Origin of the sequence: Umezawaea endophytica (assembly GCF_025061645.1) — a bacterium.
GTDB lineage: Bacteria > Actinomycetota > Actinomycetes > Mycobacteriales > Pseudonocardiaceae > Umezawaea > Umezawaea endophytica.
Genome location: NZ_JANYMP010000023.1, coordinates 21,215 through 46,341 on the forward strand (window position 1 = coordinate 21,215; position 25,127 = coordinate 46,341).

Genomic DNA, 25,127 nt, shown 5'->3' on the forward strand with positions numbered 1-25,127 from the left:
CGCCAGTGCAGCGCCCTACGACGACCGGCAGACGGCACAACCGCGTCGGATCGATCACCGTGGCAGAGCTGATCAGGAAGCAGCCGAGCCCGGTCCGCATCCCTTCGCGGGAAGAGGCCGAGACCGACGTCCTGGTCGTGGACGTGCTTGGTCTGGAGGAGTCGCCGCACCGGCGCAGACCGAACCGGGCGGCCAAGGCCGCCGGGCTGATGACCGGCGCGCTCGTGCTGTTCGCGTCCGTCGCGGCGGCGTCGATCCTGGCGGGCAAGCGGCCGCAGGGGCCCGAGGAGCAGCCCGTGGCGGCCCCCATCGAGCTGAGCGGCTCGACCGCCCTCCGCCCCGACCTGCTCAGCGCCCGGCTCGGCAACGACCCGGCGCCGGTCCCCGGAGCGGCCGCGACCGGCTCCCCCGGCACCTCGCCGTCGGCCGTCCCGGTGCCGAACGCGCCGCTCGCCGCCGACCCGAAGCGCGATCCCGGCACGCCGCCCGCCACGACCGCGGCGCCGCCGACGGTGCCCTCCACCTCGCAGCCCAAGATCGACGTCGTCCGCGGGTTCTACGACCTGCTGCCCGCGAACCCGGCCGAGGCGTCGCGGCTGCTGACCGCCGACCTCGTCGGTGGCAACACGCTCGACTTCATCCGGTCGTGGAGCACGATCAGGGCCATCACGGTCGAGAGCACGACGCTCCAGCCGGAGGGCAGCGTGCTGGCCGAGGTGTCGATGCAGGAGCTCGACGGGCGGTGGCTGAGGGTGCTCCAGCGGTTCTGGTTCGCCGACACGTCCACGCCGAAGATCATCGCCACCGAGCTCCTCTCAGCACAGCTAAGATGACTTTGAGTAGTGGACACCCCCTAAAAGCTCACTCAGAGTTTCCTTAAATAAGGTTTAACCCGAGAAAATCCCCCAAAGGGGTTACAAGCGGGGTCACGATTCGGTATCCATGTTCCCGGTCAGTGAACGCAGTGCAGTTGCCGGGAAGGTGTGACACGCGGTGTCGAACGAGGACAAACGTCGTCGGCGAGATGGATCGACCGCTCAGCTCTCGGTAGCGGAGCTCCTCGCCCGGCGTGAAGCCGAGACACAGGAGATCCCGGTCTACCGCGAGGTCGAAGAGGACACCGTCCGCTTCAAGCCGGTCACCCCTCCTGCCGCGCTCGCCACCGCGCAGATCTCCCGCCAGTCGCTCTCCGGCCGCGAGCTGCACGTCGCCGAGCTGCTGCGCCGCGAAGGCCGCCCCGCCGACGAGGAACGCGGCGGCCTGAAGATCAGCAAGCTCGTCGCCATCGCCAGCGGCGGCGTCGTCCTCGCGGGCACCGTCGCCTTCGGCGTCTCGTCGTGGCTCGGCTCCCCCGACGAGCGCCCCCTCGCGGACGTGCGCTTCGACGACCGTCCCGCGGCCCGCAACTCGAACAACACCGGCGGCATCGGCGCTCTCGCCCTCCCCGGCACGACCAGCCCGTCCACGACGGACACCAGCACCACCCAGCAGCAGACGCAGGAGCAGCAGGCCACGCAGCAGCAGACGCAGCAGCGCACGGCCCAGAACCAGACCCAGCAGCAGGCTCCCGCGGCGCAGACCCCCGGCACGCAGACGACGACCACCACGACCGAGTCGACGACGCAGCAGCCGACCACGGACAAGGGCACCACCACGGCGCCGAGCACGACGACGCCGCCGCCGAGCACCAGCACGTCGCCCTCGACCTCGACGCCGCCCGCCTCCGGCTCGACCACGCCGCCCTCGTCGAGCACCCCGCCGTCCTCCGAGGCGCCGTCCACCGGCATCGACCTCGGCACCGGCCTCGGGCTCGACCTCGGCGTCAAGCTGGGCGGGTTCGACTTCTTCGCGGAGGCCTAGCGGCTCGCGGCTAGACCGTTCAGCCCAATTCGGAAGACTTTTCGCGTGAACCGGTGACGGCGCGGACCGGGATCGGGTATCCCTTCGCGATCCGTGCTCGACGGCGCGTGACCTGCACAACGGTCCGAAAGCCGCCGTCACGGCCGGGGTAGGCTCTGCGGGCAACGACAGCCCGACACGGCGATGAGCGGTGCCCTACCCTTATCCGCCAACCGGAGCGCATGACGAGGAGCCCCAGCGTGAGACCTGCTGCACCTGCCGCGGTCCCGCAGCACCCGCGCGAGGTGGCCAGGTGAGCGGCGAGGGTCAACTGATCGCCGACCGCTACCGGTTCCTCGACCGCATCGGCAGCGGCGCCATGGGCATCGTCTGGCGAGCGCAGGACGAGCGGCTCGGCCGGATCGTCGCGGTCAAGCAACTGCTGTTGCAGGCGGGCATGGACACGCGCGAGCACGACGAGGCGATCCAGCGCGCCATGCGCGAGGGCCGCATCGCGGCGAAGCTCCACCACCAGAACGCCATCGCGGTCTACGACGTGGTCGAGGAGAACGGCGCGCCGTGCCTCGTCATGGAGTACCTGCCGTCCTACAGCCTCGCGGACACGCTTTCCGAGTACGGCGCCCTCGACCCCCTCCAGGTCGCCCGGATCGGCGCACAGGCCGCCTCAGCGCTCGCCGCGGCCCACGCGGCGGGCATCGTCCACCGCGACGTGAAGCCCGGCAACGTGCTGATCGCGGACAGCGGCCTGGTCAAGATCACCGACTTCGGCATCTCGCGCGCCACCGACGACATCACGGTCACCAAGACCGGCCTGATCGCGGGCACCCCGGCGTACCTGGCGCCGGAGATCGCCAGGGGCTCGGACCCGACGCCCGCGTCGGACGTGTTCTCGCTCGGCTCGACGCTGTACGCGGCGGCCGAGGGCGAACCCCCGTTCGGACTCAGCGAGAACACCCTCGGCGTGCTGCACGCGGTCGCCGCGGGGCGGATCAACCCGCCGTCGCAGGACGGCCCGCTCACCGACGTGCTGCTGCGGCTGCTCAACGTCGACCCGGCGGACCGGCCGACGATGGGGCAGGCCCGCGACCTGCTGGCGGCCGTGGCCGCCGGTCGCAACCCCAGCCTGACCGGCCTGCGGGCCGCCAGCACCCCCGGCGTGCTGCCGGTCGCCGGTCCCACCGCCGTGCTCGACCCCAACCGCACCCGCGTGGTGTCGGCTGGTGGCGCGGGCACCGGGTACCGCACCGGGCAGAACGCGCACCCGCGCACCGTGGGCCCGTCCCGCCCGGTCTCGCCGCCGCCGAGCGGGGGCAACAAGCCCCTCGCCATCGCGGCGGCCGTGCTGGTCGGGCTGCTGCTGATCGGTGGTCTGATGATCGTGCTCGGCGTGTTCAACAAGAAGGACGAGAAGACGCCACTCGTTCCTCTGCCCAGCTCGTCCTCACAGGTCGTCCCGACGACCACGTCGTCGAAGCCCCCAGTGGTTACGACCCAGGAGACGACGGAAGAAACGACGGAAGAGACGACGACCACAACGACGACCACGACCACCACCACGAAGCCCCCTCCGACCACCACCACGACCACCACGACCACCACAACGACCACCACGACCACGAAGCCCTCGGTGCCGAGTTCAAGCGCCGAACCCACCGTGTGAGTGCGTAGCCGGTTGTCGTAGCTCGTAAGGTGGACCCACACACGGACGGGTTAAATCGAACCCAACCCCGTGTCGCTACGTTTGTGCCCTAGTGGCGGTAACCCGAAGTTGGGTCGCCACTGACGAAGACACCGCAATCACTCATGGGAGCAGCCGTGACCGACGATGGTCGCCTGGTCGCAGGCCGCTACCGATTGGGAACCCGAATCGGTAGCGGTGCGATGGGCGTCGTTTGGCAGGCGCACGACCAGCGCCTGCACCGCATCGTCGCGGTCAAGCAGCTCTTGCTCCAGCCCGGCCTGGCCGCCGCGGACACGGACGAGGCGAAGCGCAGGGCCATGCGCGAGGGGCGGATCGCCGCCCGCTTGCAGCACCCGCACGCCATCGCCGTGTACGACGTGGCCGAGGACGACGGCCAGCCGTGGCTGGTCATGGAGTACCTGCCGTCCAAGAGCCTCTCCACCGTGCTGTCCGAGCGGGGCACGCTGTCGCCCCGCGACGTGGCCTCGATCGGCGAGCAGGTGGCGTCGGCGCTGACCGCCGCGCACAACGCCGGGATCGTGCACCGCGACATCAAGCCGGGCAACATCCTGCTCGGTGACGAGGGCGTCGTGAAGATCACGGACTTCGGCATCTCGCGGGCCACCGGCGACGTCACGGTCACCGCGACCGGGATGCTCGCGGGCACCCCCGCGTACCTGGCGCCGGAGGTGGCGAAGGGCTACGACCCCGGTTCGCCGTCGGACGTGTTCTCGCTGGGCTCCACGCTGTACGCCGCGATCGAGGGCGCGCCGCCGTTCGGGCTGAACGAGAACACGATCGCGCTGCTGCACCAGGTCGCGTCCGGCAAGGTCACGCCGCCGAAGCAGGCCGGTCCGCTGACCGCGCTGCTGATGCGCCTGCTGCGCCCGGAGCCCGAGGACCGCCCGACGATGGCCGAGGCGCGCGAAGCGCTGGCCGCCGTCGCCGCGGGCCGCGCCGCCCCCGAGTTCCCCATGGCCGCCCCGCAGGTGAGCCCGCCGTCGTGGCGCGGCACGCCCGTGTCGTCGGACCTCCAGACCCGCGCGATGTCGCCGCAGGCGGCGGTCAACACACCGCCGCCCGGCACCCGCATCGACGTCCGCCCCGGCCCGCCGCAGCAGCACCAGCCCGCGCCGCAGCAGCAGTCGTACCAACAGCCCTACCAGCAGCAGCGCCCGGCCGCCGCGCCGCCGCGGCAGCGTCCGCCCAAGCGGTCGTTCGGGGCCGCGGGCACCGGCCCCGGCTCGGGCAAGCAGCGGTCGACGATGGTCACCGCGCTCGCCATCGTGGCCGCGGCCGTCGTCGGCATCATGCTGGCCAGCTTCCTGTCGGACACCGACGACTCGACGGACAAGATCGCCGAGCCCGGTTCGTCCGTCACGCAGTCGAACCCGCAGAACAAGCCGAGCGAGGCCACCGACGCGCCGGACTCGGGCGGCGGTTCGAAGCAGCCCCCCAAGATCACCAGCGGGTCCGGTCCCGACCAGGCCACGCAGGAAAAGATGATCAAGGACTACTTCGCGCTCGCGCCGGGCGACCCCGACGCGGCGTTCCAGTGGCTCCTCCCGGAGATGCAGGCCCAGGGCGGCGGCCTCTCGGTCTACAAGAGCTTCTGGTCCACGATCAAGTCCGCCGAGGTCGAGAACATCACCATGAACGAGCCCTTCGCGTTCGTGGTGGACCTGAAGTACACGGAGAAGGACAAGACCGTCACCAAGGAGCGCAAGCTCATCGTGCTGAACTGGTCCGGCTCCGTGGTGCTGCTGCAACGCGAGCAGCGGCTCGGCACCTACTAGTCAGCTCGCCGCCGCGGCGTCCTTCAGCGCGTCCAGGAGGCTCGCCGCGGCCGGGTTGACGGCGCCCGCCTCGCGGAACGCGGCGTAGATCGCCCGGTGCGGCTCCGGCCTGCGCAGGCGGCGGACGACGACACCGGGGTGGGTCACGCCGAGGCCGAGCTTCGGCACGATCGTGACGCCCAGGCCAGCGGCGACGAAGCCCTGCGCGGTCGGGTAGTCGTCGGACTCGACGACGAAGTTCGGCGCGAACCCGGCGCCCGCGCAGGCGTCGAGGACGATGTCGCGGCACGCCCCCGGCGGTATCGCCGAGTCCACCCACGGGTCTCCCGCCAGGTCGTTCAGGTCGAGCACGCGCTTGCGGCCCAGGTCGTGGCCGCGCGGCAGGACGGCCACGTACGGGTCGTCCAGCAGGTGCACCAACTGGACGCCGGGGGCCACCTCGGCGTCACGGGGGTGGACCACGATCGCCACGTCGGCGCGGCCCGCGACGATCTCCACCATCGGGTCCAGCGGCTCGGTCAGCTTGAGGTCGAGCTTCACCGACGGGTGCTCGGCGCGGAACCGGGCCACCGCGGGCGGCACGAGCGCCGCGCCCGCCGTGGCGAAGTAGCGGACGCGGAGCCTGCCGGTGCGGCCCGCCCTGAGGTCCGCCAGCGCCGACTCGGCCTCGACCAGGCGGTCGGTGATGCCCGCGGCGTGCTCGGTGAGGAGCTTGCCCGCCTCGGTGGGCCGGACGCCGCGGCCGACGCGTTCCAGCAGCGCCATGCCGACCTGCTTCTCCAGCGCCGCCACCTGCTGGCTGATGGCGGACGGCGTGTACCCGAGGTTCGTGGCGGCGGCGGTGATGGAACCGCTGGTCACGACGGCTCTGAGGACCTGCATCCGGCGTACGTCGAGCATGGCCCAACCTTTCAGTCCTGCTACAAGGTCATGCAGTTCTTTTCACTTGTGCTGACGCTTCGTCGGCACGATCGTAGACCTGTGAACAAGCCCGGCACGTTGATCAGGTTCGGTGTCCTCGCCCTCGTCTGGGGTTCGAGCTTCCTGTGGATCAAGATCGCCCTGACCGGCCTGTCGCCGGTCCAGATCGCGGTCGTGCGCACGGCGCTGGGCGCGGCGGTCATCGTCGCGCTCGTGTACGCACGCGGCCACCGGCTGCCGCGGTCGCGCAAGGCGTGGGGCCACCTCACGTTCGCCGCGCTGTTCGGCAACGTGATCCCGTTCATCCTGTTCGCCGTCGGCGAGCAGAGCGTGGACTCCGGTGTGGCGGGCGTCATCAACTCGACGACCCCGCTGTGGACGCTCGCGATCGGCCTGCTCCTCGGGTTCGAGAAGCAGCGCGGCGGGGCGCGGCTGGCGGGGCTGGTGCTCGGCTTCGTCGGGACCCTGCTCATCTTCGCGCCGTGGGAGCACTCGGGACTGGCGAGCTGGGGTGCCCTGGCGTGCCTCGCGGCGGCCGCCAGCTACGCCGTGGCGTACGTCTACATCGGCCGCACGCTGTCCGGGCAGGGCCTGACGTCGATGCAGCTCTCCTCGACCCAGTTGGTCATCGGCACCGGTCTCACGGCGCTGGTCGTGCCGGTCGCGGGCCTCCAGCCGGTGCACCTGAACCTCGCCGCGGTGATCGCGGTCGTCGTGCTGGGCGTCTTCGGCACCGGGGTCGCGTTCGTCATCAACTATCGGCTGATCGAGGACGAGGGCCCCACCAACGCGACCACGGTCGGCTACCTGCTGCCCGTCGTGTCGGTGCTGCTGGGCGCCGCGTTCCTGGGCGAGGCGCTGAGCGTCCGGGTCGTCGCGGGCATGGTCGTGGTGCTGTTCGGCATCGCGCTGACCCGCCGCCGCCCCGTCACGGCGGTCGCGCCCGTCGACACCCGACCGGTACAGCCCGTGACTCTGAAGTGATCAACAACTACTGAGCGTGCGACGCCTGGAAAGCCAGTTGAGACGAGCCAACAGGCCAAACAGGCGTGAATGAGACCCACGTCTCCCCCGATAGCGTGGTTGTCGGGCGAATAGCGTCTCGGAGCGCTGTCTCGGACGTCTCTTCCCATGAGAGCGTGAACAACGCAGGTAGGGAAGGGATGAACAAGATGTCCGAGAACACGATCATCACCGCCGGCACCACGTTCCATCTGCTGGTCCCCGGCATCGCGCCGGCACCGGTGGAGGCGGAGCTCCAGTACAACCCGGAAGACCCGTACGCGGTCGCCGTCCTGTTCCACACCGGGCAGGGCAAGGTCGAGTGGATGTTCGCGCGCGACCTGCTGGCCGACGGACTGCTGACCCCGTCCGGCGAGGGCGACATCATGGTGCGGCCCGCGGCGGATGACCCGGAGCGCGTCCTGCTGGAGCTGAACGCCCCCACCGGCTTCGCGATCCTGTCGGCCGAGGCCGAGCACATCGCCGAGTTCCTCGACCTCACGTACGACGTCGTGCAGCCCGGTGAAGAGGACCTGTGGATCGACTTCGACCGGGAGTTGGCCAAGCTCGTCGCCTCGAGCTGAGCGGACCGCTAGCCTGCTCGACGTGAACGCTGTCGGCGGCCGTTACGTCCTCAAGGAGGAGATCGGCAGCGGCGGGATGGGTGTGGTGTGGCTGGCTCACGACGAGCTGCTGCACCGCGAGGTGGCGGTCAAGCAGCTCAAGCTGCCAGACCTGGCACCGGCGGCGTCCGAGGTGGCCCGCACCCGCGCCATGCGCGAGGCGCGCATCGCGGCCCGGCTCCAGCACCCGAACGCGATCGTGGTCTACGACGTGGTCGTCGAGGACGACCTGCCGTGGATCGTCATGGAGTACCTGCCGTCCCGCAGCCTCGCGGCACTGGTCGAGGAGCGGGGTCCGCTGACCCCGGCCGAGGCGGCCCGGATCGGCGAGAAGGTGGCGGCGGCGCTGGCCGCGGCGCACGCGAAGGGCATCGTGCACCGCGACGTGAAGCCCGGCAACGTCCTGATCGGCCACGACGGCACCGTGAAGCTCACCGATTTCGGCATCTCCCGCGCGACCGGCGACGTGACCATCACCGAAGCAGGCGCGCTCGCGGGGACCCCCGCGTACCTGGCGCCCGAGGTGGCGCGCGGCGACGCGCCCGACTCCAGGTCGGACCTGTTCTCCCTCGGCGCGACGCTGTACGCGGCCGTCGAGAACCGGTCCCCGTACGGCGACAGCGACAACAACCTCGGCCTGCTCTACCGGGCCGCCACCGGCAAGCTGGAACGCCCCGTCCGCGCGGGCTCGCTGTCCCGGCCCCTGGAACTGCTGCTGGCCGTCGACCCGGCCCAGCGCCCCACCGCCACCCAGGCCACCGCGCTCCTCCAGGTGCTGCCGACCGAGGTCATCCCCACTCCGAAGGGCATCCCGGTACAGGCGCCCCCTCCCCCCGCCCAGACGCCGTCCGAGCAGACTCGCCCGCAGGCCCGGCCCACCCAGCACCTCCCCCCGCGCCCACAGGCGCCGCCGCCGAGCACCCCGGCCCCCCGAGCACGGCCCCGCTGGCTCGTGCCGGTCCTCGTCGTCTGCCTGCTCCTCGGCGGCGCGGCGGCGGCCAGGGCGTTCCTGCCGCTGGGCGGGCGGAACCACGACGCCCCGTCCTCGTCCAGCTCGACCACCACCACGCCGAAGGCGGTCCAGCTCACCGACCAGGTGGCGTCGAACTTCGTGCTCGGCTACCTGCGCTCCGTCAAGCACGAGACGCGCGGCTCGTGGGAGAAGCTGACCGACGCCTCCCGGAAGTCGTACGCCGACTACGAGGAGAGCACGGCGGCGTTCGACGAGCTGATCCCGCTGGCGAACCCCGAGGTGGTGCGCAGCGGTGACGACTTCCTGGTGATCGGGAAGGTCAAGGTCGTCACGAAGGGCGTGCCGACCACCAAGGACTACCGGTTCAGGGTCCTGCTCGTGGAGGGTCGCCCGAGGCTCCAGCAGGAGGGCTAGCGGGACACCCGCCATCTGAGACGTCCGACTCGCCACCGGCGACCCGGCAGCCAGCTAACCTGCTCGTCGTGGTGAACGCGGTGGGCGAGCGGTACCTCCTGCTGGAGCAGATCGGTGCCGGCGCCATGGGTGTCGTCTGGCGGGCCCACGACGAGCTGCTGCACCGCGAGGTGGCGGTCAAGCAGCTCAAGCTGCCCGACCTGGACCCGGTGGCGACCGACATGGCCCGGACCCGCGCCATGCGCGAGGCGCGCATCGCGGCCCGGCTCCAGCACCCGAACGCCATCGGCGTGTTCGACGTGGTCGTCCAGGACGACCTGCCGTGGCTGGTCATGGAGTACCTGCCGTCCCGCAGCCTCGCGGCGCTGCTGGCCGAGAACGGGCCGCTGCACCCGGTCGAGGCGGCGCGGATCGGCGGCAAGATCGCGGCGGCGCTGGCCGCGGCGCACGCGGCGGGCATCACGCACCGCGACGTGAAGCCCGGCAACGTCCTGATCGGCCACGACGGCACCGTGAAGCTCACCGACTTCGGCATCTCCCGCGCGGTCGGCGACGGCACGCTCACCGAGGCGGGCATGATCTCCGGCACCCCCGCCTACCTGGCGCCCGAGATCGCCCGCGGCGACGCACCGGACGCGCGGTCGGACGTGTTCTCGCTCGGCGCGACCCTGTACGCGATGACCGAGGACCGGTCGCCGTACGGGGCGACCGACAACAACCTCGGCCTCATCTACCGGGCGGCCACCGGCAAGATCGACCCGCCGTCGCGGGCCGGAACGCTGACCGGTCCGCTGAAGCGGCTGCTGTCGAACGACCCGGCGAGGCGGCCGACCGCCGCCCAGGCCGTCGACCTGCTGGCGTCGGACGAAGGGCCGACCTCGGTCTTCCGGCGTCCCGCCGTCGAGCCGAGGAGGGCTCCCCGGTGGATCGTGCCCGTCGTCGCGGCCCTGGTGCTGATCGCCGGGGGCGTGGTGGGTGGGCTGGTGTGGTTGCTGCCCCTCGTCGACGAGCACCTGGTCTTCACGTTCGACGAGAGCGTGACCGTGCAGGAGTCGGGGACCGGGCAGGACCCGAACGTCCCGGTGGACGCCCTCAGCCCGGTGGACGCGGCGGCGAACTTCGTCCGCGACCACTACCGCCAGGCCGCCTCCGACCCCACGACCGCGTGGAACAACCTGACCGAGAGCTTCCGGCCGACGCTGGAGGAGTACGAGGGCTTCTGGTCCAAGTACGACGAGGTCCAGCCGGACATCCTGACCGTGTCCGCCAGGCCGAACGGCTCCTACACCGTGGACGTCCAGCTCACCTTCGTGCTCGGCAGCAGCCTGGACGTCCAGACCTACCGGGTCGGCGTCGAGGTCGTCGACGGCGCGCGGAAGATCGTCAGCTCGTCGAAGATCTGAGCGCCAGCTCCAGCAGCGCGTACCCGCCACCGCCCACGACGACGCCCATGAGCGAGCCGACGAGCACCTGCGCGGCCGTGTGGTCGCCCAGCTCCACCCGCGACCACGCCACGAGCACGGCGGGCACGACCAGCACCAGCAACCACGGCCCGTAGACGACCGCGCCCACGACCACGGCGGCGAACGCCACGGCCGCGTGCAGCGACACCTTCCACTTCAGGCCGAACGTGATGGCCATGCTGACGACCAGCGACGCGAACATGCTGCCCGCCAGCGCGAGCATCTCGTGCGGGGCGCCGCCCACCACGAGCACGGCCGTGCCGACGGCGAGCGAGCCGCCCGCCGCGACCAGCGGCACCAGCCTGCCCTCGCGGTTGGTGACGTGGTGGCCGTCCCAGCGGCCGCTGCGGGCGCCCTTCACGATGACGACCATCGGGATCACCGACGCCGTGATGGCGACGACGAGCCCCCACGCGACCGTCGGCCACAGCTCGCGGGTCGCGGCGGCGGCCACGGCGAACGGCAGCGTGAGCACCCACACCCACGGTGCGAGCACCTCGGTGGCGAAGCGGGCCAAGCGGTGAACCGGTGGTGACGTGCGCTGGGTCAACTCAGACCAGCCTGCGGTCGGAGGCCCAGCGGGACAGCTCGTAGCGGTTGGAGAGCTGCGTCTTGCGCAGCACGCTCGACACGTGCGTCTCGACCGTCTTCACCGAGATGAACAGCTCCGAGGCGATCTCCTTGTACGCGTAGCCGCGCGCCAGCAGCCGCAGCACATCCCGCTCGCGCGGGGTCAGCAGGTCCAGCTCGGGGTCCCGGATCGGGGCCGCGCCGGGCCGGTCGGCGAACGCGTCCAGCACGAAGCCCGCGAGCCGCGGCGAGAACACCGCGTCGCCGTCGGACACCCGCACGACCGCGCGCACCAGCTCCTGGCTGGAGATCGTCTTGGTCACGTAGCCGCGGGCGCCCGCGCGGATGACCGCGATGACGTCCTCGGCGGCGTCGGAGACCGAGAGCGCGAGGAACACGACGTCCGGCAGCGCGGTCCGCACCTGGGCGAGCACCGCGGCACCGCCGCCGTCGGGCATGTGGACGTCGAGCAGCACCACGTCCGGCCGGTGGTGGCCGATCCCGGCGACCGCCTCGCCGACGGAGCCCGCCTCGCCGACGACCTCGATCTCGTCGCTGATCGAATCGAGCTCGGCCCGAACCCCCGCGCGGAACAGCGCGTGGTCGTCGACCAGGAACACCCTGACCCGTTTGCCTTCGGTCACGACCTGGCCTCCTGCTTCCTCGGCATCTCCAAGTGCACCTCCGTGCCCTCTCCAGGGCTCGTGCGCAACTTGGCCTCCCCACCGTGCCGGACCATTCTCCCCCGGATCGAGTCAGCTAGGCCATGCCGGTCCTCCGGAACGGACTCGGGGTCGAAACCCTTGCCGCGGTCGCGCACGAAGACGGTGACGCCGTCCTCCTCCACCTCGCCGTAGACGCTGATCTCGGCCACCCCGGCGTGCTTGGCCGCGTTGACCATCGCCTCGCGCGCCGCCTGCACCATCGCGAGCAGGTTGTGGTCCAGCGCGCAGTCGCCGACGACGACCTGCTGCACCGAGATGGCGAACGTGTCCTCGACCTCCCCCGAGGCCAGGGCGATGGCGGCGGACACCGTGGTCGGCCGCGCGGTGTCGCCGACGTCGCGGCCGTACAGCCAGTCCCGCAACTGGCGTTCCTGGCCGCGCGCGAGCCTGCGGACCTCGCGCGGTGCCTCGGCCTGCTTCTGGATCAGCGCCAGCGTCTGGAGCACCGAGTCGTGCAGGTGGGCGGCGATCTCCGCCCGCTCCTCGGTCCGGATGCGCGCGCTGCGCTCCTCACCGAGGTCGTTCACCAGCTTGATCCACAGCGGCACGGTGAGCAGGGCGACGCCCGCCAGCGTCGCGAGCACCGCGACCAGCGTGAACTGGATCTGGTCGAGCTGGTAGGTGGTGACCACCAGCACCCCGATGCCGAGCGCGACCAGCGCCACCCCGGCGGCGATCCGGATCAGCGTCGACCGGCCGCTCTTGCCCAGCACCCCGCTGCGCGCCCCGTCGCGCCAGCGGCGGCGCTGCGCCTCGTCCGCCTCCCGCCACACGACGGCCGCGCCGACCAGCGCCACCGCCATCGGACCGACGATCCACCCGCTGACCGCCCCCGTGAGCAGCGTGACCAGCACCGCCGCGCCGAGCCCCAGCGCCAGCAGACCGACGGCCTGCTGGCGTTCCCTCGGCTTCAGCGGCGCTTCCCCCGGCTCGCCGGTGACCCGCTGCGGCACGAAGATCCACAGCAGGCCGTACGCGATCACGCCGACGCCGTTCAGCGCCGTGAGCGCGGCGAAGACCGCGCGCACCCAGAACACCTCGACGCCGAGGTGGTCGGCGATCCCGCCCGCCACCCCCGCGACCACGCGCCCGTTGCGGCGTCTGCGGACCGCGAGGTCCGCCCCTGCTGCCAACTCCACCTGCGAACTCACCACCCGATCGTCACACGTGCCCGGACGTGAATCATCAGGGTTCCACCCGAGTCGGTGTTCAGGGTGCACCCCCGATGTGCCGAGCGCCGCGAAGCCGCAAACTCGGTGACGTGAGTGGGAACGTGACAGCAGCCAACGTCGAGGAGACGTTGAAGGACTTCTGGGTCAGCAGGCCCAGACGGCCGCACCGCGGGCGGAAGATCGCCGGTGTGGCCGAGGGCATCGCGGAGCGGTACCGGATCGACCCGGTGATCGTGCGGGTCGCTTTCGTCGCGATGGCGTTGTGCAACGGTGCCGGCGTGTTCATCTACCTGCTGGGCTGGCTCGGGCTGCCCCAGGAGGACGACGAGGTGTCACCCGTCGAGGCGTTGATCGGGAAGGGCCGCAGCTCGACCCCGATCCCGCTGACGGTGCTGCTCTGCCTGGCGCTGTTCCCGGCGACCGGGTTCTTCTTCGACGGTGGTTTCACGATGGTGGCCGGGGTGCTGCTGTCCGTCGGGGCCATCTACCTCCTGCACCAGAACCGGGGCGCGCAGAACCGGCCCGCCCCGATGACCACGACCACCTCGACCACGGATCAGGTGACCACCATGGGCACGGGCCAGGAGAAGACGGCCGACACCCCTCCGGCCTGGGACCCGCTGGGCGCCGCGCCCTTCGCGTGGGACCTGCCCGAACCCGGCCAGGGGATGGTTCAGCCGCCCGAGGCCCCTCCCGCGCGGAGGTCACGGCACCGGTCGCCCATCACCGGCATCACGCTGGGCGTGTCGCTGCTGGTCGTGGCCGGAGCCGTCATCGCGGGCCCCTACATCGACTGGCTGAGCCCGTTGCACACCCTGGGCCTGGTCATCGGCGTCATGGCGCTCGGGCTGGTGGCCGGCGCGTTCAGCCGCGGCGGGCGCGGCCTGATCGGCCTGGTCATCCCGCTGAGCCTCGTCGCGGTGTTCGGCACGATCGCGAACTTCGACGACTTCGGCGGCAGCGACCGCATCGGCGACTTCACCGACAAGCCCGCGTCGATCGAGCAGGTGCAGCAGCGGTACGACACCAGGGCGGGCACCATCGAGATCGACCTGACCGCGCTGCCCAGCTCGGGCACGGTCGAGACCGAGGTCTACGCGGCCGTCGGCGCAGTGCAGGTGACCGTGCCGAAGAACGCCGACGTCGAGGTGCGCTGCGAGACCGAGGTCGGGTCCGTGCAATGCCTGGGCAAGCAGAGCGACGGGCGGGCGCCCGCGTTCGAGTTCACCTCCGAGGGCGAGGACAAGGCCGACGGAGGCCTCAAGATCGTGCTCAACGCGCACGCCGGATTGGGAGAGGTCGTGGTCAACCGTGGCTGACCAGGAGGTGGAGTCGCGCGGCGGCTTCGACGTCGTGTCGCTCGTGTTCGGGCTCGGGGCCGCGCTGGTGTCGGCGTTCGTGCTGACCGGCGGGAACAACTGGCCCGACTTCTTCGACCTGCGGTGGGTGATCGCCGGTGGCGCGATCGTCGTCGGACTGGCCCTGCTGGCCGGATCGGTGTTCCGCCAACGCCGCTAGGAGTCCCGCCACTCACGCGGAAGGCCGTGACCCCCTCGGGGGTCACGGCCTTCGTGGTCAGCGGGGGATCACTCCCACTCGATGGTGCCCGGCGGCTTGCTCGTCACGTCGAGCACGACCCGGTTGACGTCCGCCACCTCGTTGGTGATGCGGGTGGAGATGCGCTCCAGCACCTCGTACGGCAGGCGCGTCCAGTCCGCGGTCATGGCGTCCTCGCTGGACACCGGGCGCAGCACGATCGGGTGGCCGTACGTGCGGCCGTCGCCCTGGACGCCGACGCTGCGCACGTCCGCGAGCAGCACGACCGGGCACTGCCAGATGGTCCGGTCCAGGCCCGCCGAGGTCAGCTCCTCGCGGGCGATGGCGTCGGCCTGGCGCAGGATCTCCAGCCGCGGGCCGGTGACCTCGCCGATGATCCGGATGCCGAGGCCGGGACCGGGGAACGGCTGGCGCTGCACGATGACCTCGGGCAGGCCCAGCTCCGTGCCGACCCGGCGCACCTCGTCCTTGAACAGCGCCCGCAGCGGCTCGACCAGCTTGAACTGGAGGTCGTCCGGCAGGCCGCCGACGTTGTGGTGGCTCTTGATGTTCGCCGCGCCGGTGCCGCCGCCGGACTCGACCACGTCCGGGTAGAGCGTGCCCTGCACGAGGAAGTCGTAGTCGCCGTCGGCCTGGAGGTCGCGGGCCGCCTGCTCGAACGCGCGGATGAACTCGCGGCCGATGATCTTGCGCTTCTGCTCCGGGTCGGTGACGCCCTTCAGCGCCTCCAGGAACCGCTCGCGCTCGTCGACCGTCACCAGCTTCACGCCGGTCGCGGCCACGAAGTCGCGCTCGACCTGGGTCCGCTCCCCCGCCCTCAGCAGGCCGTGGTCGACGAACACGCAGGTCAGCCGGTCACCGATGGCGCGCTGCACCATGGCCGCCGCGACCGCGGAGTCGACGCCGCCGGACAGGCCGCAGATGGCCTTGCCGTCGCCGATCTGCTCGCGGATCCGCTCGACCTGCTCGTCCACGATCGACGAGGTCGTCCACTGCGGCTTCACGCCCGCGATCTCGTGCAGGAACCGGCGCAGCACCTCCTGGCCGTGCGGCGAGTGGCCGACCTCCGGGTGGTACTGGACGCCCGCGAACCGGCGGGTCGTGTCCTCGAACGCGGCGACCGGCGCGCCGTCGCTGGTGGCCGTGACGGTGAAGCCCTCGGGGGCCTTCGTCACGCAGTCGCCGTGGCTCATCCACACCGGGTGGTGGCCGGGCAGGTCGTCGTGCAGCCTGCCACCGCCCTCCGTCACCCCCAGCTCGGTGCGGCCGTACTCGCGGGTGCCGGTGTGCTCGGCCGTGCCGCCCAGCGCCACGGCCATCGCCTGGAAGCCGTAGCAGATGCCGAACACGGGCACGCCCGCGTCGAACAGCTTCGGGTCGACCTGCGGAGCGCCCTCCTCGTAGATGCTGGAGGGGCCGCCGGACAGGACGATCGCGAGCGGGTCGCGTTCGAGCAGTTCCGCCACGCTCGCGGTGTGCGGCACGACCTCGGAGTAGACCTGGGCCTCGCGCACTCGACGGGCGATCAACTGCGCGTACTGCGCCCCGAAGTCGACGACGAGTACCGGCCGGTTGCTGGTTTCGGACACGGCGCAAGGATGTCAGACGTGGACGGAGAACTCCTGACCGGAGGCGGTCTGAACGAGGTCGTGCGGATCGGTTCGACGGTGCGCAGGCCCGCCGGTCCGTGGGCCCCGCGGGTGCACGAGCTGTTGCGGCGCTTGGCACCGCTGGGGTTCGTGCCGGAGGTGCACGGGATCGACCCCCAGGGTCGGGAGGTGCTGTCGTACCTGCCGGGTGAGGTTGGCCACCCGCCGATCCCCGTCGGGTTGCGGGGCGACGCGACGCTGGTCGCCTACGCGCGGATGCTGCGGCGGCTGCACGACGCGTCCGTGCCGCTGGTGGGCACCTCGGGCTGGCAGTTCCCCGCGCGGGAGCCCGCGGAGGTCGTCTGCCACGGCGACCTCGCGCCGTACAACGTGGTGTTCGCCGACGGCCTGCCCGTCGGGGTGATCGACTGGGACACCGCCCACCCCGCGCCCCGGTGGTGGGACGTGGCCTACGCGGTCTACTGCCTGGCACCGTTCTCACCCGAGTGGGGCACGCCCGCGGAGCAGTGGCGGCGGGCCTCGCTGTTCTGCTCGGAGTACGGCTGTTCGAGTGAAGGCCTGGCCGACCACGTGCTGGAGCGGTTGGCGGACATGGTGCGGGCCATCAGGGAGGACCCGGCTTTCCACGTCCAGCGCGCCGAACGGCACGACGAGCACTACCTGTCCCACGCGGAGCACGTCCGCGCCAGTCGGGCCGCACTGGCATACCGTTGACGGCATGGACGCGATCACTCCTCAGCCCCGGCCCTGCTGGATCGCAGGCCACCCCGAACAGGGTGTGCGGGAGATCACCGTGCACCACCCGTACGACGGGACGGAGGTGGCGACGGTCGCCGTTCCCGGTCCCGAGCAGGTCGAACGCGCCGTAGCGGCGGCCGCCGCCGTGGCGAAGGAGTTCCGGCAGACACCCGCGCACGTCCGGGCCACCGCCCTGGAGCACGTGTCGCGGGCGTTGGGCGAGCGGATCGAGGAGATCGCCGAGACGATCACCGCGGAGAACGGGAAGCCGCTGAAGTGGGCCGAGATCGAGGTCCGGCGAGCCGTCAGCGTGTTCAAGTTCGCCGCGGAGGAGGCCCGGCGCGGTGGTGGTGACCTCCAGCGGCTGGACACCGACGCGAACGGCGTCGGGCGGATGGCGCTCGTCCGCCGCGTCCCCCGCGGGCCGGTGCTGGCCGTGGCGCCGTTCAACTTCCCGCTGAACCTGGTGGCGCACAAGGTCGCGCCCGCGCTGGCCGTCGGGGCGCCGGTGATCGTGAAACCCGCCTCGGCCACGCCGCTGTCCGCGCTGCTGCTGGGTGAGCTGCTGGCCGAGACGGACCTGCCGGACGGCGTGTTCTCGGTCCTGCCGGTCAAGGGCGGGGACATGGAGTCGTTGGTGACCGATCCCCGGCTGCCGGTGATCTCGTTCACCGGGTCCACCGGGGTCGGGTGGTCGTTGATGGAGTCCGCGCCGCGCAAGCACGTGGTGATGGAGCTGGGGTCGAACAGCGCGGCGATCGTGTGCGCCGACTGGGACGACCTGGACCAGGCGGCCTCGCGGATCGCCACCTTCGGGAACTACCAGGCCGGGCAGTCGTGCATCGCCGTGCAGCGGGTGGTCGTGGACCGGGCCGTGGCGGACGACTTCGTGCCGAAGCTGGTGGCGGCCGTGGCGGCGTTGAAGACCGGCGACCCCCACGACCCCGAGGTCGAGGTCGGGCCGCTGATCGACGAGGACAACGCCGTGCGGGTGAAGGAGTGGATCGACGAGGCGATCTCCCTCGGCGCGAAGCTGCACGTCGGCGGCGGGCGGTCCGGGACCACCGTGGAACCGACCGTGCTGGAGGGCGTCCCCGACGACGCCGCGGTGTGGCGCCAAGAGGTCTTCGGGCCCGTGCTGGTCGTGTCGGTGGTCGACGGGACCACCGAGGCCTTCGCCGCCGCCAACGACTCGGAGTACGGGTTGCAGGCCGGGGTGTTCACGCGGGACGTGAAGGTGGCCTTCGCCGCGGCGGCCGAGCTGGAGGTCGGCGGGGTGATCGTGGGGGACGTGCCGTCCTACCGGGCCGACCAGATGCCGTACGGCGGGGTGAAGGGCTCGGGGACCGGGCGCGAAGGGGTGAAGTCGGCCATGGAGGACTTCACGGAGGAGCGGACGATGGTGCTGACGGGGATCCAGTTGTAGGTGCCGGGGTTGGGCGGGCCGGGTTGGCGCACCGGTTCCGGCGGCGGGGTTGGGCGGGCCGGGTGGCGCTCCGGTTTCACCGGCGGGGCCGGGAAGCCGGGTTTCCCGGCCGGCTCCGGCGACCGGTCGGGCTGGTGTCCTACGCCCAGCCGGTGGCGCGGCGGTGGGCTGCCGGGGTGGCCGTGCGGGCGGCGCGGTGGCCGTCCGGGCGGAGCAGGGTGCCGTCGGGGAGTGCGGTGAAGTCCGGGCCGCACCAGCGGCTGTTCGGTTGCAGCGCGCCGTCGCAGTCCGGGGTGGTCAGCGGTGAGTCCCGGTACTCGTGCGGGGTGAAGAGCTTGCCCGAGTCGATGTCCTTGCGCGTCGCCAGTGCTCTCGCGCGGTGGGCGCGTTCTTCCGGTGTCCTCGGTGCCAGGAAGCGCATGGTGTTCCCGGTGACCCGCAGGTTCTCGTCCGCCGCGGCGCCGCGTTCCCGGTCGTAGGACGCCAGCAGGGCCGGGCCCGCCTCACCCCTGCGGTCGAAGGCGATCTTCCAGGCGGCGTTGTCGGCGTCGCAGATGCCCGAGTTGAGGCCCCTGGCGCCGAACGGGCTCATGACGTGGGCCGCGTCGCCCGCCAGCAGGACCCGGCCCTGGCGGAGGGTGCCCGCCCTGCGCTGGTGGAAGCGGTAGGTGGAGTGCCACACGACCTCGTACTCGCGCGTGCCGACGATGGCCTCCACGTGGTCCGCGGTGAGGTCGACGCCCGGCGGCACCTGCCAGTCGATGCGCCAGACACCGCCCGGCTGCGGGTGCAGGAGCACCTGGCGGCCGGGGTTCCACGGCGGGTCGAAGTAGAAGCGGCGTTCCGGAGGGCCGTCCGACAGGTCGACGGCCACGTCGGCGATGAGGAAGCGGTCGTCGAAGGAGTAGCCGTCGAAGCTGATGCCCAGCAGCTTCCGGACGGTCGAGTGCGCGCCATCCGCTGCCACGCAGTGGGTTCCGGTGACCGTACAGTCCACAGTGGACACGTGGACGCCAGCGCCGTCCTGGGTCAGCGCCGTCACCTCCGCGCCGTAGCGGAGGTCGATCAGGGGCTGGGCGCGCACCCGCTCCTCCAGCAGGCGCTCCACGACCGTCTGCGGGGTGTTCACGAACGGGGGGAAGTCGTCACCGGTCGACTCGGGGAACTCGGTGGTCAGCACTTCCTCGTCGCGGTGGAAGGTGCGGCCCCGGTACCAGGTGACGCCCGCCGCCGCCACGGCCCGGCCCGCGCCGACGCGGTCGAGGACATCCAGGACGTCGCGCTGCACGCAGATCGACCTGCTGCCCGCGGCGGTCCGCTCCTCGGCCGCTTCCAGCACCACGCTCGGAACGCCCGCCCTGGCCAGCAGCAGTGCCGCGGTGAGACCCACCGGGCCCGCGCCGACGACGACCACCGGGGTCATTGGAGTGCCGCCCAGACCTCACGATCGCGTTGCGCGGTCCAGATCTTCGGCCAGTCGACGCCGTCGCACTCGTCCCAGTAGCGCTGCACGTCGAACGGCAGGCAGTGCTCGAAGATGGGCCAGCCGCCGAAGCGCGGGGCGAGAGCGGCGTGGGCCGCCCGGAACGCCTCCTGGAGGGTGCCGCCGCGGCCGTGGACGGTGCCGACGGTGCGGCGCAGCTCGTTCAGGAAGTGCCTGCTCTGGGCGATGGCGGCGTCCACCTCCGCCCGCCCGCGCGCCACGGCGCCCCGGCCGCCGACCAGCACCTCGGCGCCGAGCGCGGCCACGTTGTCCAAAGTGGACGTCGCCCAGTCGTCGTGGAAGGCGTCACCGGTGTAGAGGGCGGCGCGGGACTCGACCAGGTCGCCCGCGAACAGGATCCGTTGCTGGGGAAGCCATCCGACGATGTCGCCCGCCGTGTGGCCGCGGCCGAGGTACCTCAGTTCGAGGTCGCCGCGGTCGCCGCCCAGCGGGATCGTGAGGCGGTCGGAGAAGGTCATGGTGGGCCAGGTGAGGCCGGGGATGGTGTCCGGTTCGAGGAACAGCCGCGGCATGCGGCCGAGTTCGCTGTCCCAGTCCTGCCTGCCGCGTTCGGCGATCAGCGCCCTGGTGCGCTCGTGGGCGATGACCACGTCGGCGTCGAACGCGCTCGCGCCCAGCGTCCGGACGGCGTGGTAGTGGCTGAGGACCAGGTAGCGCACGGGTTTGCCGGTGCGCTCGCGCAACCGGGCCAGCCAGGACCGGGCCGCGGCCGGGGTCGCTCGGGCCTCGAAGCAGACCAGGAAGTCCTCGGCCTCGACCGCTCCCACGTTCGGGTCGCCTTCGGCGGTGAGCGCGTGGACGCCGTCGGCGAGGGTGACGAACTCCTCGTCCTTCGGCGCCAGGTCGGTGCTGGACGCGAACGGCTTCGTACCCATGCGCCAAGGCTAGCGAGAATCGACCCGCACGACGGTCAACCTGAGCGCGCCGGGCGCCGACGCCGGAACGGCGGGCGTTCGCGGTGCGACAGGCGCGAGGCGCCGGTAGTCCGCCCCCTGCTCCGGCCGCTGGTCGGTCTCGCCCTTGTTGGGCCACAGCGCGAACGCGCGTTCCGCCTGGGCGGTGATGGTCAGGCTCGGGTTGACGCCCAGGTTCGCCGAGATGGCCGCGCCGTCGACCACGGACAGGCCGGGGTAGTTGTGGACGCGGTGGTACGGGTCGATGACGCCGTGCTCGGCGTCCTCGCCGATCGGGCAGCCGCCGATGAAGTGCGCGGTCAGCGGGATGTTCACCAGCTCGCCCCACGTGCCGCCGGGGGTGCCGCCGATGTGCTCGGCGGTCAGCACGTTCGCGCGGTGGCCCGCCGGGATGAACGTCGGGTTCGGCTCGCCGTGGCCCTGGCGGGAGCTGAGCCGGTGCCGCCCGAACAGGCCGCGCTTCGCGAACGTGGTGATCGAGTTGTCGAGGCTCTGCATGACCAGCAGGATCAGCGACCGCTCGCTCCACCGCTTCACCGACAGCAGCCGCACCAGGCGGCGCGGGTGGCGGACGGCCTGGCCGAGGAACTGGAGGAATCGGGGCGTGCCGGACGCGCCGTCCGTGGCGAGGGTCTGGAGCAGGCCCATCGCGTTGCTGCCCTTGCCGTACCGGCACGGCTCGATGTGGGTGATCGCGTCCGGGTGGAACGACGACGTGATCGCCACACCGCTGGTGAAGTCGCGGTCCGGGTCGACGGTCGGCCGGGCGGCGCCGACGATCGACTCCGAGTTCGTCCTGGTCAGCTCCCCCAGCCTCGGCGACAGCGCGGGCAGCGTCCCGTCGGCGCGCAGCCGGTGCAGCAACTGCTGGGTGCCCCAGGTGCCCGCCGCGAGCACGACCCGGCCGGCGGTGATCGTGCGCTTCCCCTTGCGCAGGGTCGTCCCGGTGCGCTGGGTGCTGATCTCCCAGGTGTCGCCGACCTGCTTGACGCCGGTGACGGTGGTCATCGGCAGCACCTTCGCGCCGCCGCGTTCCGCGAGGTGGAGGTAGTTCTTGACCAGCGTGTTCTTCGCGCCGACGCGGCAGCCGGACATGCAGGAGCCGCACTCCGTGCAGCCCGTCCGCTCCGGCCCGGCGCCGCCGAAGTACGGGTCGGCGGCCTTCACCCCCGGCTCGCCGAAGTACACGCCGACCGGCGTCGGGTGGTAGCTGTCGGCCACGCCCATGTCGGCCGCGACCTGCCGCATGACCACGTCGGCGGGCGTCGTGGTCGGGTTGGTGACGACGCCCAGCATCCGGCTCGCCTGGTCGTAGAACGGCGAGAGCTCGGCCTCCCAGTCGGTGATGTGCGCCCACTGCCGGTCCGCGAAGAACGGCTTGAGCGGCCGGTACAGCGTGTTCGCGTACACCAGCGACCCGCCGCCGACACCCGCGCCAGCGAGCACCATGACGTTGCGGAGCAGGTGGATGCGCTGGATCCCGAAGCAGCCGAGCTTCGGCGCCCACAGGTACTTGCGCAGGTCCCACGACGTCTCGGCGAACTCGTCGTCGGCGAACCGCCGCCCGGCCTCCACGACGGCGACCCGGTAGCCCTTCTCCGTCAGCCGCAGCGCCGCGACGCTGCCGCCGAACCCGGAGCCGACCACGACGACGTCGAAGTCCACGTTGTTACCGGCGAGTTCACCCATGTACCCGAGAGTAGGGGTTACCTCCGGTAACGCCTAGATCCGAACCGGTTCAGAGCCCGTGGCTGTCGAGCCACGCCAACAGCGGCGGGGCCAGCCAGAACAGCACCAGCCAGGCCAGCAGCGCGACGGCGGCCACCGCCGCCACGACCAGCGCGACCACCGATCCGGCGAAGCCCGCGCGGCTGTCCCTCGCCGCTGACGGCTCGTCGTGCCCCGCCTCCGCGTCCGCCTCGGTGTCGGTGTCGCCTTCAGCCAGTCCCAGCTCGACCAGGTCGTCCACGTAGCCCTTCCTCGGTTTTGGTCCAGTCCCGCCGCGCAGTCTACCGAGGGGCGCGCGGCGCAAGATCATCTAGCGGGTGGTGGGCCGCGCGGTCGGGCGTGCTACCGGGTGGGAAGGGTCCGGCGGAAATATTCTGCTCCCCGTGTCGATCCGGCCGGTGCCCGTTCGACGCGTCGGTGAAAGCCACCCGGACCACCAGGGAGTTCGAAGATGCGTTTCATGGTTCTGATCAAGGCCACGCCCGAGACCGAAGCGGGTGTGCTGCCGAGCGAGCGGCTGCTCACCGAGATGGGCGCGTTCAACGAGAAGCTGGTCAACGCCGGTGTGCTGCTGGCGGGAGAGGGCCTGCTCGACAGCTCGAAGGGCGCGCGGGTCAAGTTCTCGGCGTCGGGCACGACGGTCGTCGACGGGCCGTTCACCGAGACGAAGGAGCTGATCGCCGGGTTCTGGATGCTCGACGTGAAGTCGAGGGACGAGGCGGTCGAGTGGGTGCGGCAGGTCCCCAACCCGGACGGGCAGGAGTCCGAGATCGAGATCCGCCAGGTGTTCGAGGCCGCCGACTTCGGCGACAACCTCACCCCGGAACTGCTCGAAGCCGAGGGGAACCTCCGCCGAAGGGCCGCTGAGCAGCGGAAATAGGACTCCGCGACCTTCGCGGGTGGGGTTCACCCCACCGGGTGAACGGGGTAACGGCGTCGGCGGGCGCCCGATGTGGACTCGTGAGATCCCCATCGACAGACGAGCACGCAGGACGGCCGCCGATGCCCCACCCCACGCGCACCACCGCCCGGACGCTCCGGGCCCTCGCCGCCGTCGGACTGGCGCTGGTCGCCGCGTGCTCCACGCCGAAGGGGACAGGCGGGTCTTCTGCGCCCAGTTCGGCGGCGACCAGCGTGACACCCGCCCCGGCCACGGCTCACCGGGCCGACCTCGTTCCTCAGGGCTTCGCCGCCGGGGGCGTGTCCACCGTCGACCGGTCGGTCGCCCCGAGCCGCGGTCGGGTGTGGCAGGCCAGGTGAGCGGGCACGGCTGTGGGCGCCTCCCGGAGGAAGCGCCCACAGAGGTCCACCCCGGTCTAGCCGCGGATGGTGAGGCCGACCTTCTGGAACTCCTTCAGGTCCGAGTAGCCGGACTTGGCCATGGCCCTGCGGAGCGAGCCGAACAGGTTGGTGACACCGCGCGGGTCGACGGACGGGCCGAAGAGCAGCGTGCGGAGGTCCACCTCCTGGTCCACGCCGGGCGAGACGAAGCTGCGCGGCACGGACGGGTGGGCGCTCGCCGCCGTCCAGTACAGCCCCTGGCCGGGGGCTTCGGTGGCGGAGGCCAGCGGCTCGCCCAGCATCACGGCGTCCGCGCCGCAGGCGATGGACTTGGCGATGTCGCCGCTCGTCTGCGCGCCGCCGTCGGCGATGACGTGGACGTACCGGCCACCGGTCTCGTCCAGGTAGTCGCGGCGGGCCGCCGCCGCGTCGGCGATGGCGGTGGCCATGGGGACGCCGATGCCCAGCACCGAGTCCGTGGTGGTGACGCCCGGCGTGTAGCCGTAGCCGACGATGACACCCGCCGCGCCGGTGCGCATGAGGTGCATCGCGGTGCGGTAGTCGCCGACACCGCCCGCGATCACCGGGACCTCCAGGTCGGCGATGAACGACTTGAGGTTCAGCGGCTCACCGTCGCGGAGGACGTGCTCGGCGGAGATGATCGTGCCCTGCACGACCAGGATCTCCACGCCCGCCGCCAGCAGGTCCGGGGTCAGTTCGGCCGCGCGCTGCGGGCTCACCCGGACCGCGACCGTGACGCCGGAGTCGCGCACCTCCTTGATGGCCGCCGCGACCAGGTCCAGCCGGACCGGGGCCGAGTGCAACTCCTGGAGCACCTTGACGGGCGCGCCGGGGTCGTCCGTGTCCTCGGTCGCCTCGACGAGGCGGAACAGGGCCTCCTCGACGTTGGCGTGCCTGGCCCACAGGCCCTCCGCGTTGAGGACCCCGAGACCGCCCAGCTCACCGACCGCCACCGCCGTGCCCGGCGACACGATGGCGTCGGTCGGGTGGGTGATCAGCGGGATGTCGAAGCGGTAGGCATCGATCTGCCACGCCGTCGAGACGTCCTTCGACGAACGAGTCCGCCGGGAGGGGATGATCTCGATGTCGTCCAGCTCGTAGGCCCGCCTCGCGGTCCGGCCCATGCCGATCTCGACCAGATCGCGCAC

Annotated in this window: 24 protein-coding genes; 14 read left to right on the forward strand and 10 right to left on the reverse strand. The window is 71.8% G+C overall.

What is annotated here, in order from left to right:
• Positions 1 to 5 precede the first annotated feature (5 nt).
• The 4 genes from NZH93_RS35845 to NZH93_RS35860 all read left to right on the forward strand — a co-directional run bounded on the left by NZH93_RS35845 (position 6) and on the right by NZH93_RS35860 (position 5,337).
• Positions 6 to 833 carry a hypothetical protein gene (locus tag NZH93_RS35845; RefSeq protein WP_259627736.1) on the forward strand — a complete coding sequence of 276 codons (828 nt, stop codon included), beginning with the start codon at positions 6 to 8 and terminating at the stop codon, positions 831 to 833.
• A gap of 160 nt (positions 834 to 993) precedes the next feature.
• Complete coding sequence (locus tag NZH93_RS35850; protein ID WP_259627737.1) at positions 994 to 1,860, forward strand: hypothetical protein; 867 nt, start codon at positions 994 to 996, stop codon at positions 1,858 to 1,860.
• Between the two features lie 292 nt (positions 1,861 to 2,152).
• The gene (locus tag NZH93_RS35855) at positions 2,153 to 3,520 is read left to right on the forward strand and encodes a serine/threonine-protein kinase (RefSeq protein WP_259627738.1); all 1,368 of its coding nucleotides are present in this window, start codon (positions 2,153 to 2,155) and stop codon (positions 3,518 to 3,520) included.
• 155 nt (positions 3,521 to 3,675) lie between these two features.
• The gene (locus NZH93_RS35860; RefSeq protein WP_259627739.1) at positions 3,676 to 5,337 is read left to right on the forward strand and encodes a serine/threonine-protein kinase; all 1,662 of its coding nucleotides are present in this window, start codon (positions 3,676 to 3,678) and stop codon (positions 5,335 to 5,337) included.
• Here NZH93_RS35860 and NZH93_RS35865 read toward each other — a convergent pair whose 3' ends face one another.
• Positions 5,338 to 6,237 carry a LysR family transcriptional regulator gene (locus NZH93_RS35865; RefSeq protein ID WP_259627740.1) on the reverse strand — a complete coding sequence of 300 codons (900 nt, stop codon included), beginning with the start codon at positions 6,235 to 6,237 and terminating at the stop codon, positions 5,338 to 5,340. It abuts the gene before it with no gap.
• 81 nt (positions 6,238 to 6,318) lie between these two features.
• Between NZH93_RS35865 and NZH93_RS35870 the strand changes: the two genes are divergently transcribed.
• The 4 genes from NZH93_RS35870 (at position 6,319) to NZH93_RS35885 (ending at position 10,673) form a co-directional block, all read left to right on the forward strand.
• Positions 6,319 to 7,242, forward strand: a complete 924-nt coding sequence (locus NZH93_RS35870; RefSeq protein WP_259627741.1) for a DMT family transporter — start codon at positions 6,319 to 6,321, stop codon at positions 7,240 to 7,242.
• 179 nt (positions 7,243 to 7,421) lie between these two features.
• A complete protein-coding gene (locus tag NZH93_RS35875; RefSeq protein WP_259627742.1) occupies positions 7,422 to 7,844 on the forward strand; it encodes an SsgA family sporulation/cell division regulator in 423 nt (140 codons plus the stop codon).
• Positions 7,845 to 7,866: 22 nt separating this feature from the next.
• Positions 7,867 to 9,270: a serine/threonine-protein kinase gene (locus tag NZH93_RS35880; RefSeq protein WP_259627743.1), complete on the forward strand. Its 1,404-nt coding sequence runs from the start codon at positions 7,867 to 7,869 to the stop codon at positions 9,268 to 9,270.
• A gap of 68 nt (positions 9,271 to 9,338) precedes the next feature.
• Positions 9,339 to 10,673, forward strand: coding sequence for a serine/threonine-protein kinase (locus NZH93_RS35885; protein ID WP_372506967.1), 1,335 nt, complete (start codon positions 9,339 to 9,341; stop codon positions 10,671 to 10,673).
• On the opposite strand, the gene NZH93_RS35890 is transcribed toward NZH93_RS35885, so the two are convergent.
• The 3 genes from NZH93_RS35890 to NZH93_RS35900 are packed head-to-tail and all read right to left on the reverse strand — an operon-like array spanning position 10,654 to position 13,179.
• Complete coding sequence (locus NZH93_RS35890; RefSeq protein ID WP_259627744.1) at positions 10,654 to 11,250, reverse strand: hypothetical protein; 597 nt, start codon at positions 11,248 to 11,250, stop codon at positions 10,654 to 10,656. The two genes, NZH93_RS35885 and NZH93_RS35890, sit on opposite strands and share 20 nt — an antisense overlap.
• 34 nt (positions 11,251 to 11,284) lie before the next feature.
• Positions 11,285 to 11,947: a response regulator gene (locus NZH93_RS35895; RefSeq protein WP_259627745.1), complete on the reverse strand. Its 663-nt coding sequence runs from the start codon at positions 11,945 to 11,947 to the stop codon at positions 11,285 to 11,287.
• On the reverse strand, positions 11,944 to 13,179 hold the full coding sequence (locus NZH93_RS35900) for an ATP-binding protein (RefSeq protein ID WP_259627746.1): 1,236 nt from the start codon (positions 13,177 to 13,179) through the stop codon (positions 11,944 to 11,946). Before NZH93_RS35900 ends, NZH93_RS35895 begins: the two co-directional genes overlap by 4 nt.
• A 110-nt stretch (positions 13,180 to 13,289) precedes the next feature.
• Between NZH93_RS35900 and NZH93_RS35905 the strand changes: the two genes are divergently transcribed.
• Both NZH93_RS35905 and NZH93_RS35910 read left to right on the forward strand, forming a co-directional pair.
• Positions 13,290 to 14,519: a PspC domain-containing protein gene (locus NZH93_RS35905; protein WP_259627747.1), complete on the forward strand. Its 1,230-nt coding sequence runs from the start codon at positions 13,290 to 13,292 to the stop codon at positions 14,517 to 14,519.
• A complete protein-coding gene (locus tag NZH93_RS35910) occupies positions 14,512 to 14,718 on the forward strand; it encodes a hypothetical protein (protein ID WP_259627748.1) in 207 nt (68 codons plus the stop codon). Before NZH93_RS35905 ends, NZH93_RS35910 begins: the two co-directional genes overlap by 8 nt.
• A gap of 68 nt (positions 14,719 to 14,786) precedes the next feature.
• Here the strand turns inward: NZH93_RS35910 and guaA are convergent, their stop codons facing one another.
• On the reverse strand, positions 14,787 to 16,346 hold the full coding sequence (gene guaA, locus NZH93_RS35915; protein ID WP_259627749.1) for a glutamine-hydrolyzing GMP synthase: 1,560 nt from the start codon (positions 16,344 to 16,346) through the stop codon (positions 14,787 to 14,789).
• A gap of 18 nt (positions 16,347 to 16,364) precedes the next feature.
• Between guaA and NZH93_RS50945 the strand changes: the two genes are divergently transcribed.
• Positions 16,365 to 17,081: an aminoglycoside phosphotransferase family protein gene (locus NZH93_RS50945; protein WP_259627750.1), complete on the forward strand. Its 717-nt coding sequence runs from the start codon at positions 16,365 to 16,367 to the stop codon at positions 17,079 to 17,081.
• Positions 17,082 to 17,085: 4 nt separating this feature from the next.
• Positions 17,086 to 18,531 carry an aldehyde dehydrogenase family protein gene (locus tag NZH93_RS35925; protein WP_259627751.1) on the forward strand — a complete coding sequence of 482 codons (1,446 nt, stop codon included), beginning with the start codon at positions 17,086 to 17,088 and terminating at the stop codon, positions 18,529 to 18,531.
• A 139-nt stretch (positions 18,532 to 18,670) separates the two neighbouring features.
• On the opposite strand, the gene NZH93_RS35930 is transcribed toward NZH93_RS35925, so the two are convergent.
• Genes NZH93_RS35930 through NZH93_RS35945 form a run of 4 tightly spaced genes read right to left on the reverse strand, consistent with a single transcriptional unit; the run spans position 18,671 to position 22,918 of the window.
• Complete coding sequence (locus NZH93_RS35930) at positions 18,671 to 19,954, reverse strand: FAD-dependent monooxygenase (RefSeq protein WP_259627752.1); 1,284 nt, start codon at positions 19,952 to 19,954, stop codon at positions 18,671 to 18,673.
• Entirely contained in the window at positions 19,951 to 20,910 is a 960-nt protein-coding gene (locus NZH93_RS35935; RefSeq protein WP_259627753.1) for an MBL fold metallo-hydrolase, read from the reverse strand. The genes NZH93_RS35930 and NZH93_RS35935 overlap by 4 nt, the downstream gene beginning before the upstream one ends.
• A gap of 9 nt (positions 20,911 to 20,919) precedes the next feature.
• On the reverse strand, positions 20,920 to 22,638 hold the full coding sequence (locus tag NZH93_RS35940) for a GMC family oxidoreductase (RefSeq protein ID WP_259627754.1): 1,719 nt from the start codon (positions 22,636 to 22,638) through the stop codon (positions 20,920 to 20,922).
• 49 nt (positions 22,639 to 22,687) lie between these two features.
• A complete protein-coding gene (locus NZH93_RS35945) occupies positions 22,688 to 22,918 on the reverse strand; it encodes a hypothetical protein (RefSeq protein ID WP_259627755.1) in 231 nt (76 codons plus the stop codon).
• A gap of 210 nt (positions 22,919 to 23,128) precedes the next feature.
• On the opposite strand from NZH93_RS35945, the gene NZH93_RS35950 reads away from it, so the two are divergent.
• Entirely contained in the window at positions 23,129 to 23,557 is a 429-nt protein-coding gene (locus tag NZH93_RS35950; protein ID WP_259627756.1) for a YciI family protein, read from the forward strand.
• A gap of 122 nt (positions 23,558 to 23,679) precedes the next feature.
• The gene (locus NZH93_RS35955; protein ID WP_259627757.1) at positions 23,680 to 23,937 is read left to right on the forward strand and encodes a hypothetical protein; all 258 of its coding nucleotides are present in this window, start codon (positions 23,680 to 23,682) and stop codon (positions 23,935 to 23,937) included.
• Between the two features lie 56 nt (positions 23,938 to 23,993).
• Here the strand turns inward: NZH93_RS35955 and NZH93_RS35960 are convergent, their stop codons facing one another.
• Entirely contained in the window at positions 23,994 to 25,127 is a 1,134-nt protein-coding gene (locus NZH93_RS35960; protein WP_259627758.1) for a GuaB3 family IMP dehydrogenase-related protein, read from the reverse strand.

Excerpts from the sequence above, each read along its gene's own strand:
- NZH93_RS35865 (WP_259627740.1), bottom strand. The coding sequence starts at position 6,237 with ATGCTCGACGTACGCCGGATGCAGGTCCTCAGAGCCGTCGTGACCAGC.
- NZH93_RS35875 (WP_259627742.1), top strand. The coding sequence starts at position 7,422 with ATGAACAAGATGTCCGAGAACACGATCATCACCGCCGGCACCACGTTC.
- NZH93_RS35925 (WP_259627751.1), top strand. The coding sequence starts at position 17,086 with ATGGACGCGATCACTCCTCAGCCCCGGCCCTGCTGGATCGCAGGCCAC.
- NZH93_RS35930 (WP_259627752.1), bottom strand. The coding sequence starts at position 19,954 with ATGACCCCGGTGGTCGTCGTCGGCGCGGGCCCGGTGGGTCTCACCGCG.
- NZH93_RS35935 (WP_259627753.1), bottom strand. The coding sequence starts at position 20,910 with ATGGGTACGAAGCCGTTCGCGTCCAGCACCGACCTGGCGCCGAAGGAC.
- NZH93_RS35940 (WP_259627754.1), bottom strand. The coding sequence starts at position 22,638 with ATGGGTGAACTCGCCGGTAACAACGTGGACTTCGACGTCGTCGTGGTC.
- NZH93_RS35950 (WP_259627756.1), top strand. The coding sequence starts at position 23,129 with ATGCGTTTCATGGTTCTGATCAAGGCCACGCCCGAGACCGAAGCGGGT.
- NZH93_RS35955 (WP_259627757.1), top strand. The coding sequence starts at position 23,680 with ATGCCCCACCCCACGCGCACCACCGCCCGGACGCTCCGGGCCCTCGCC.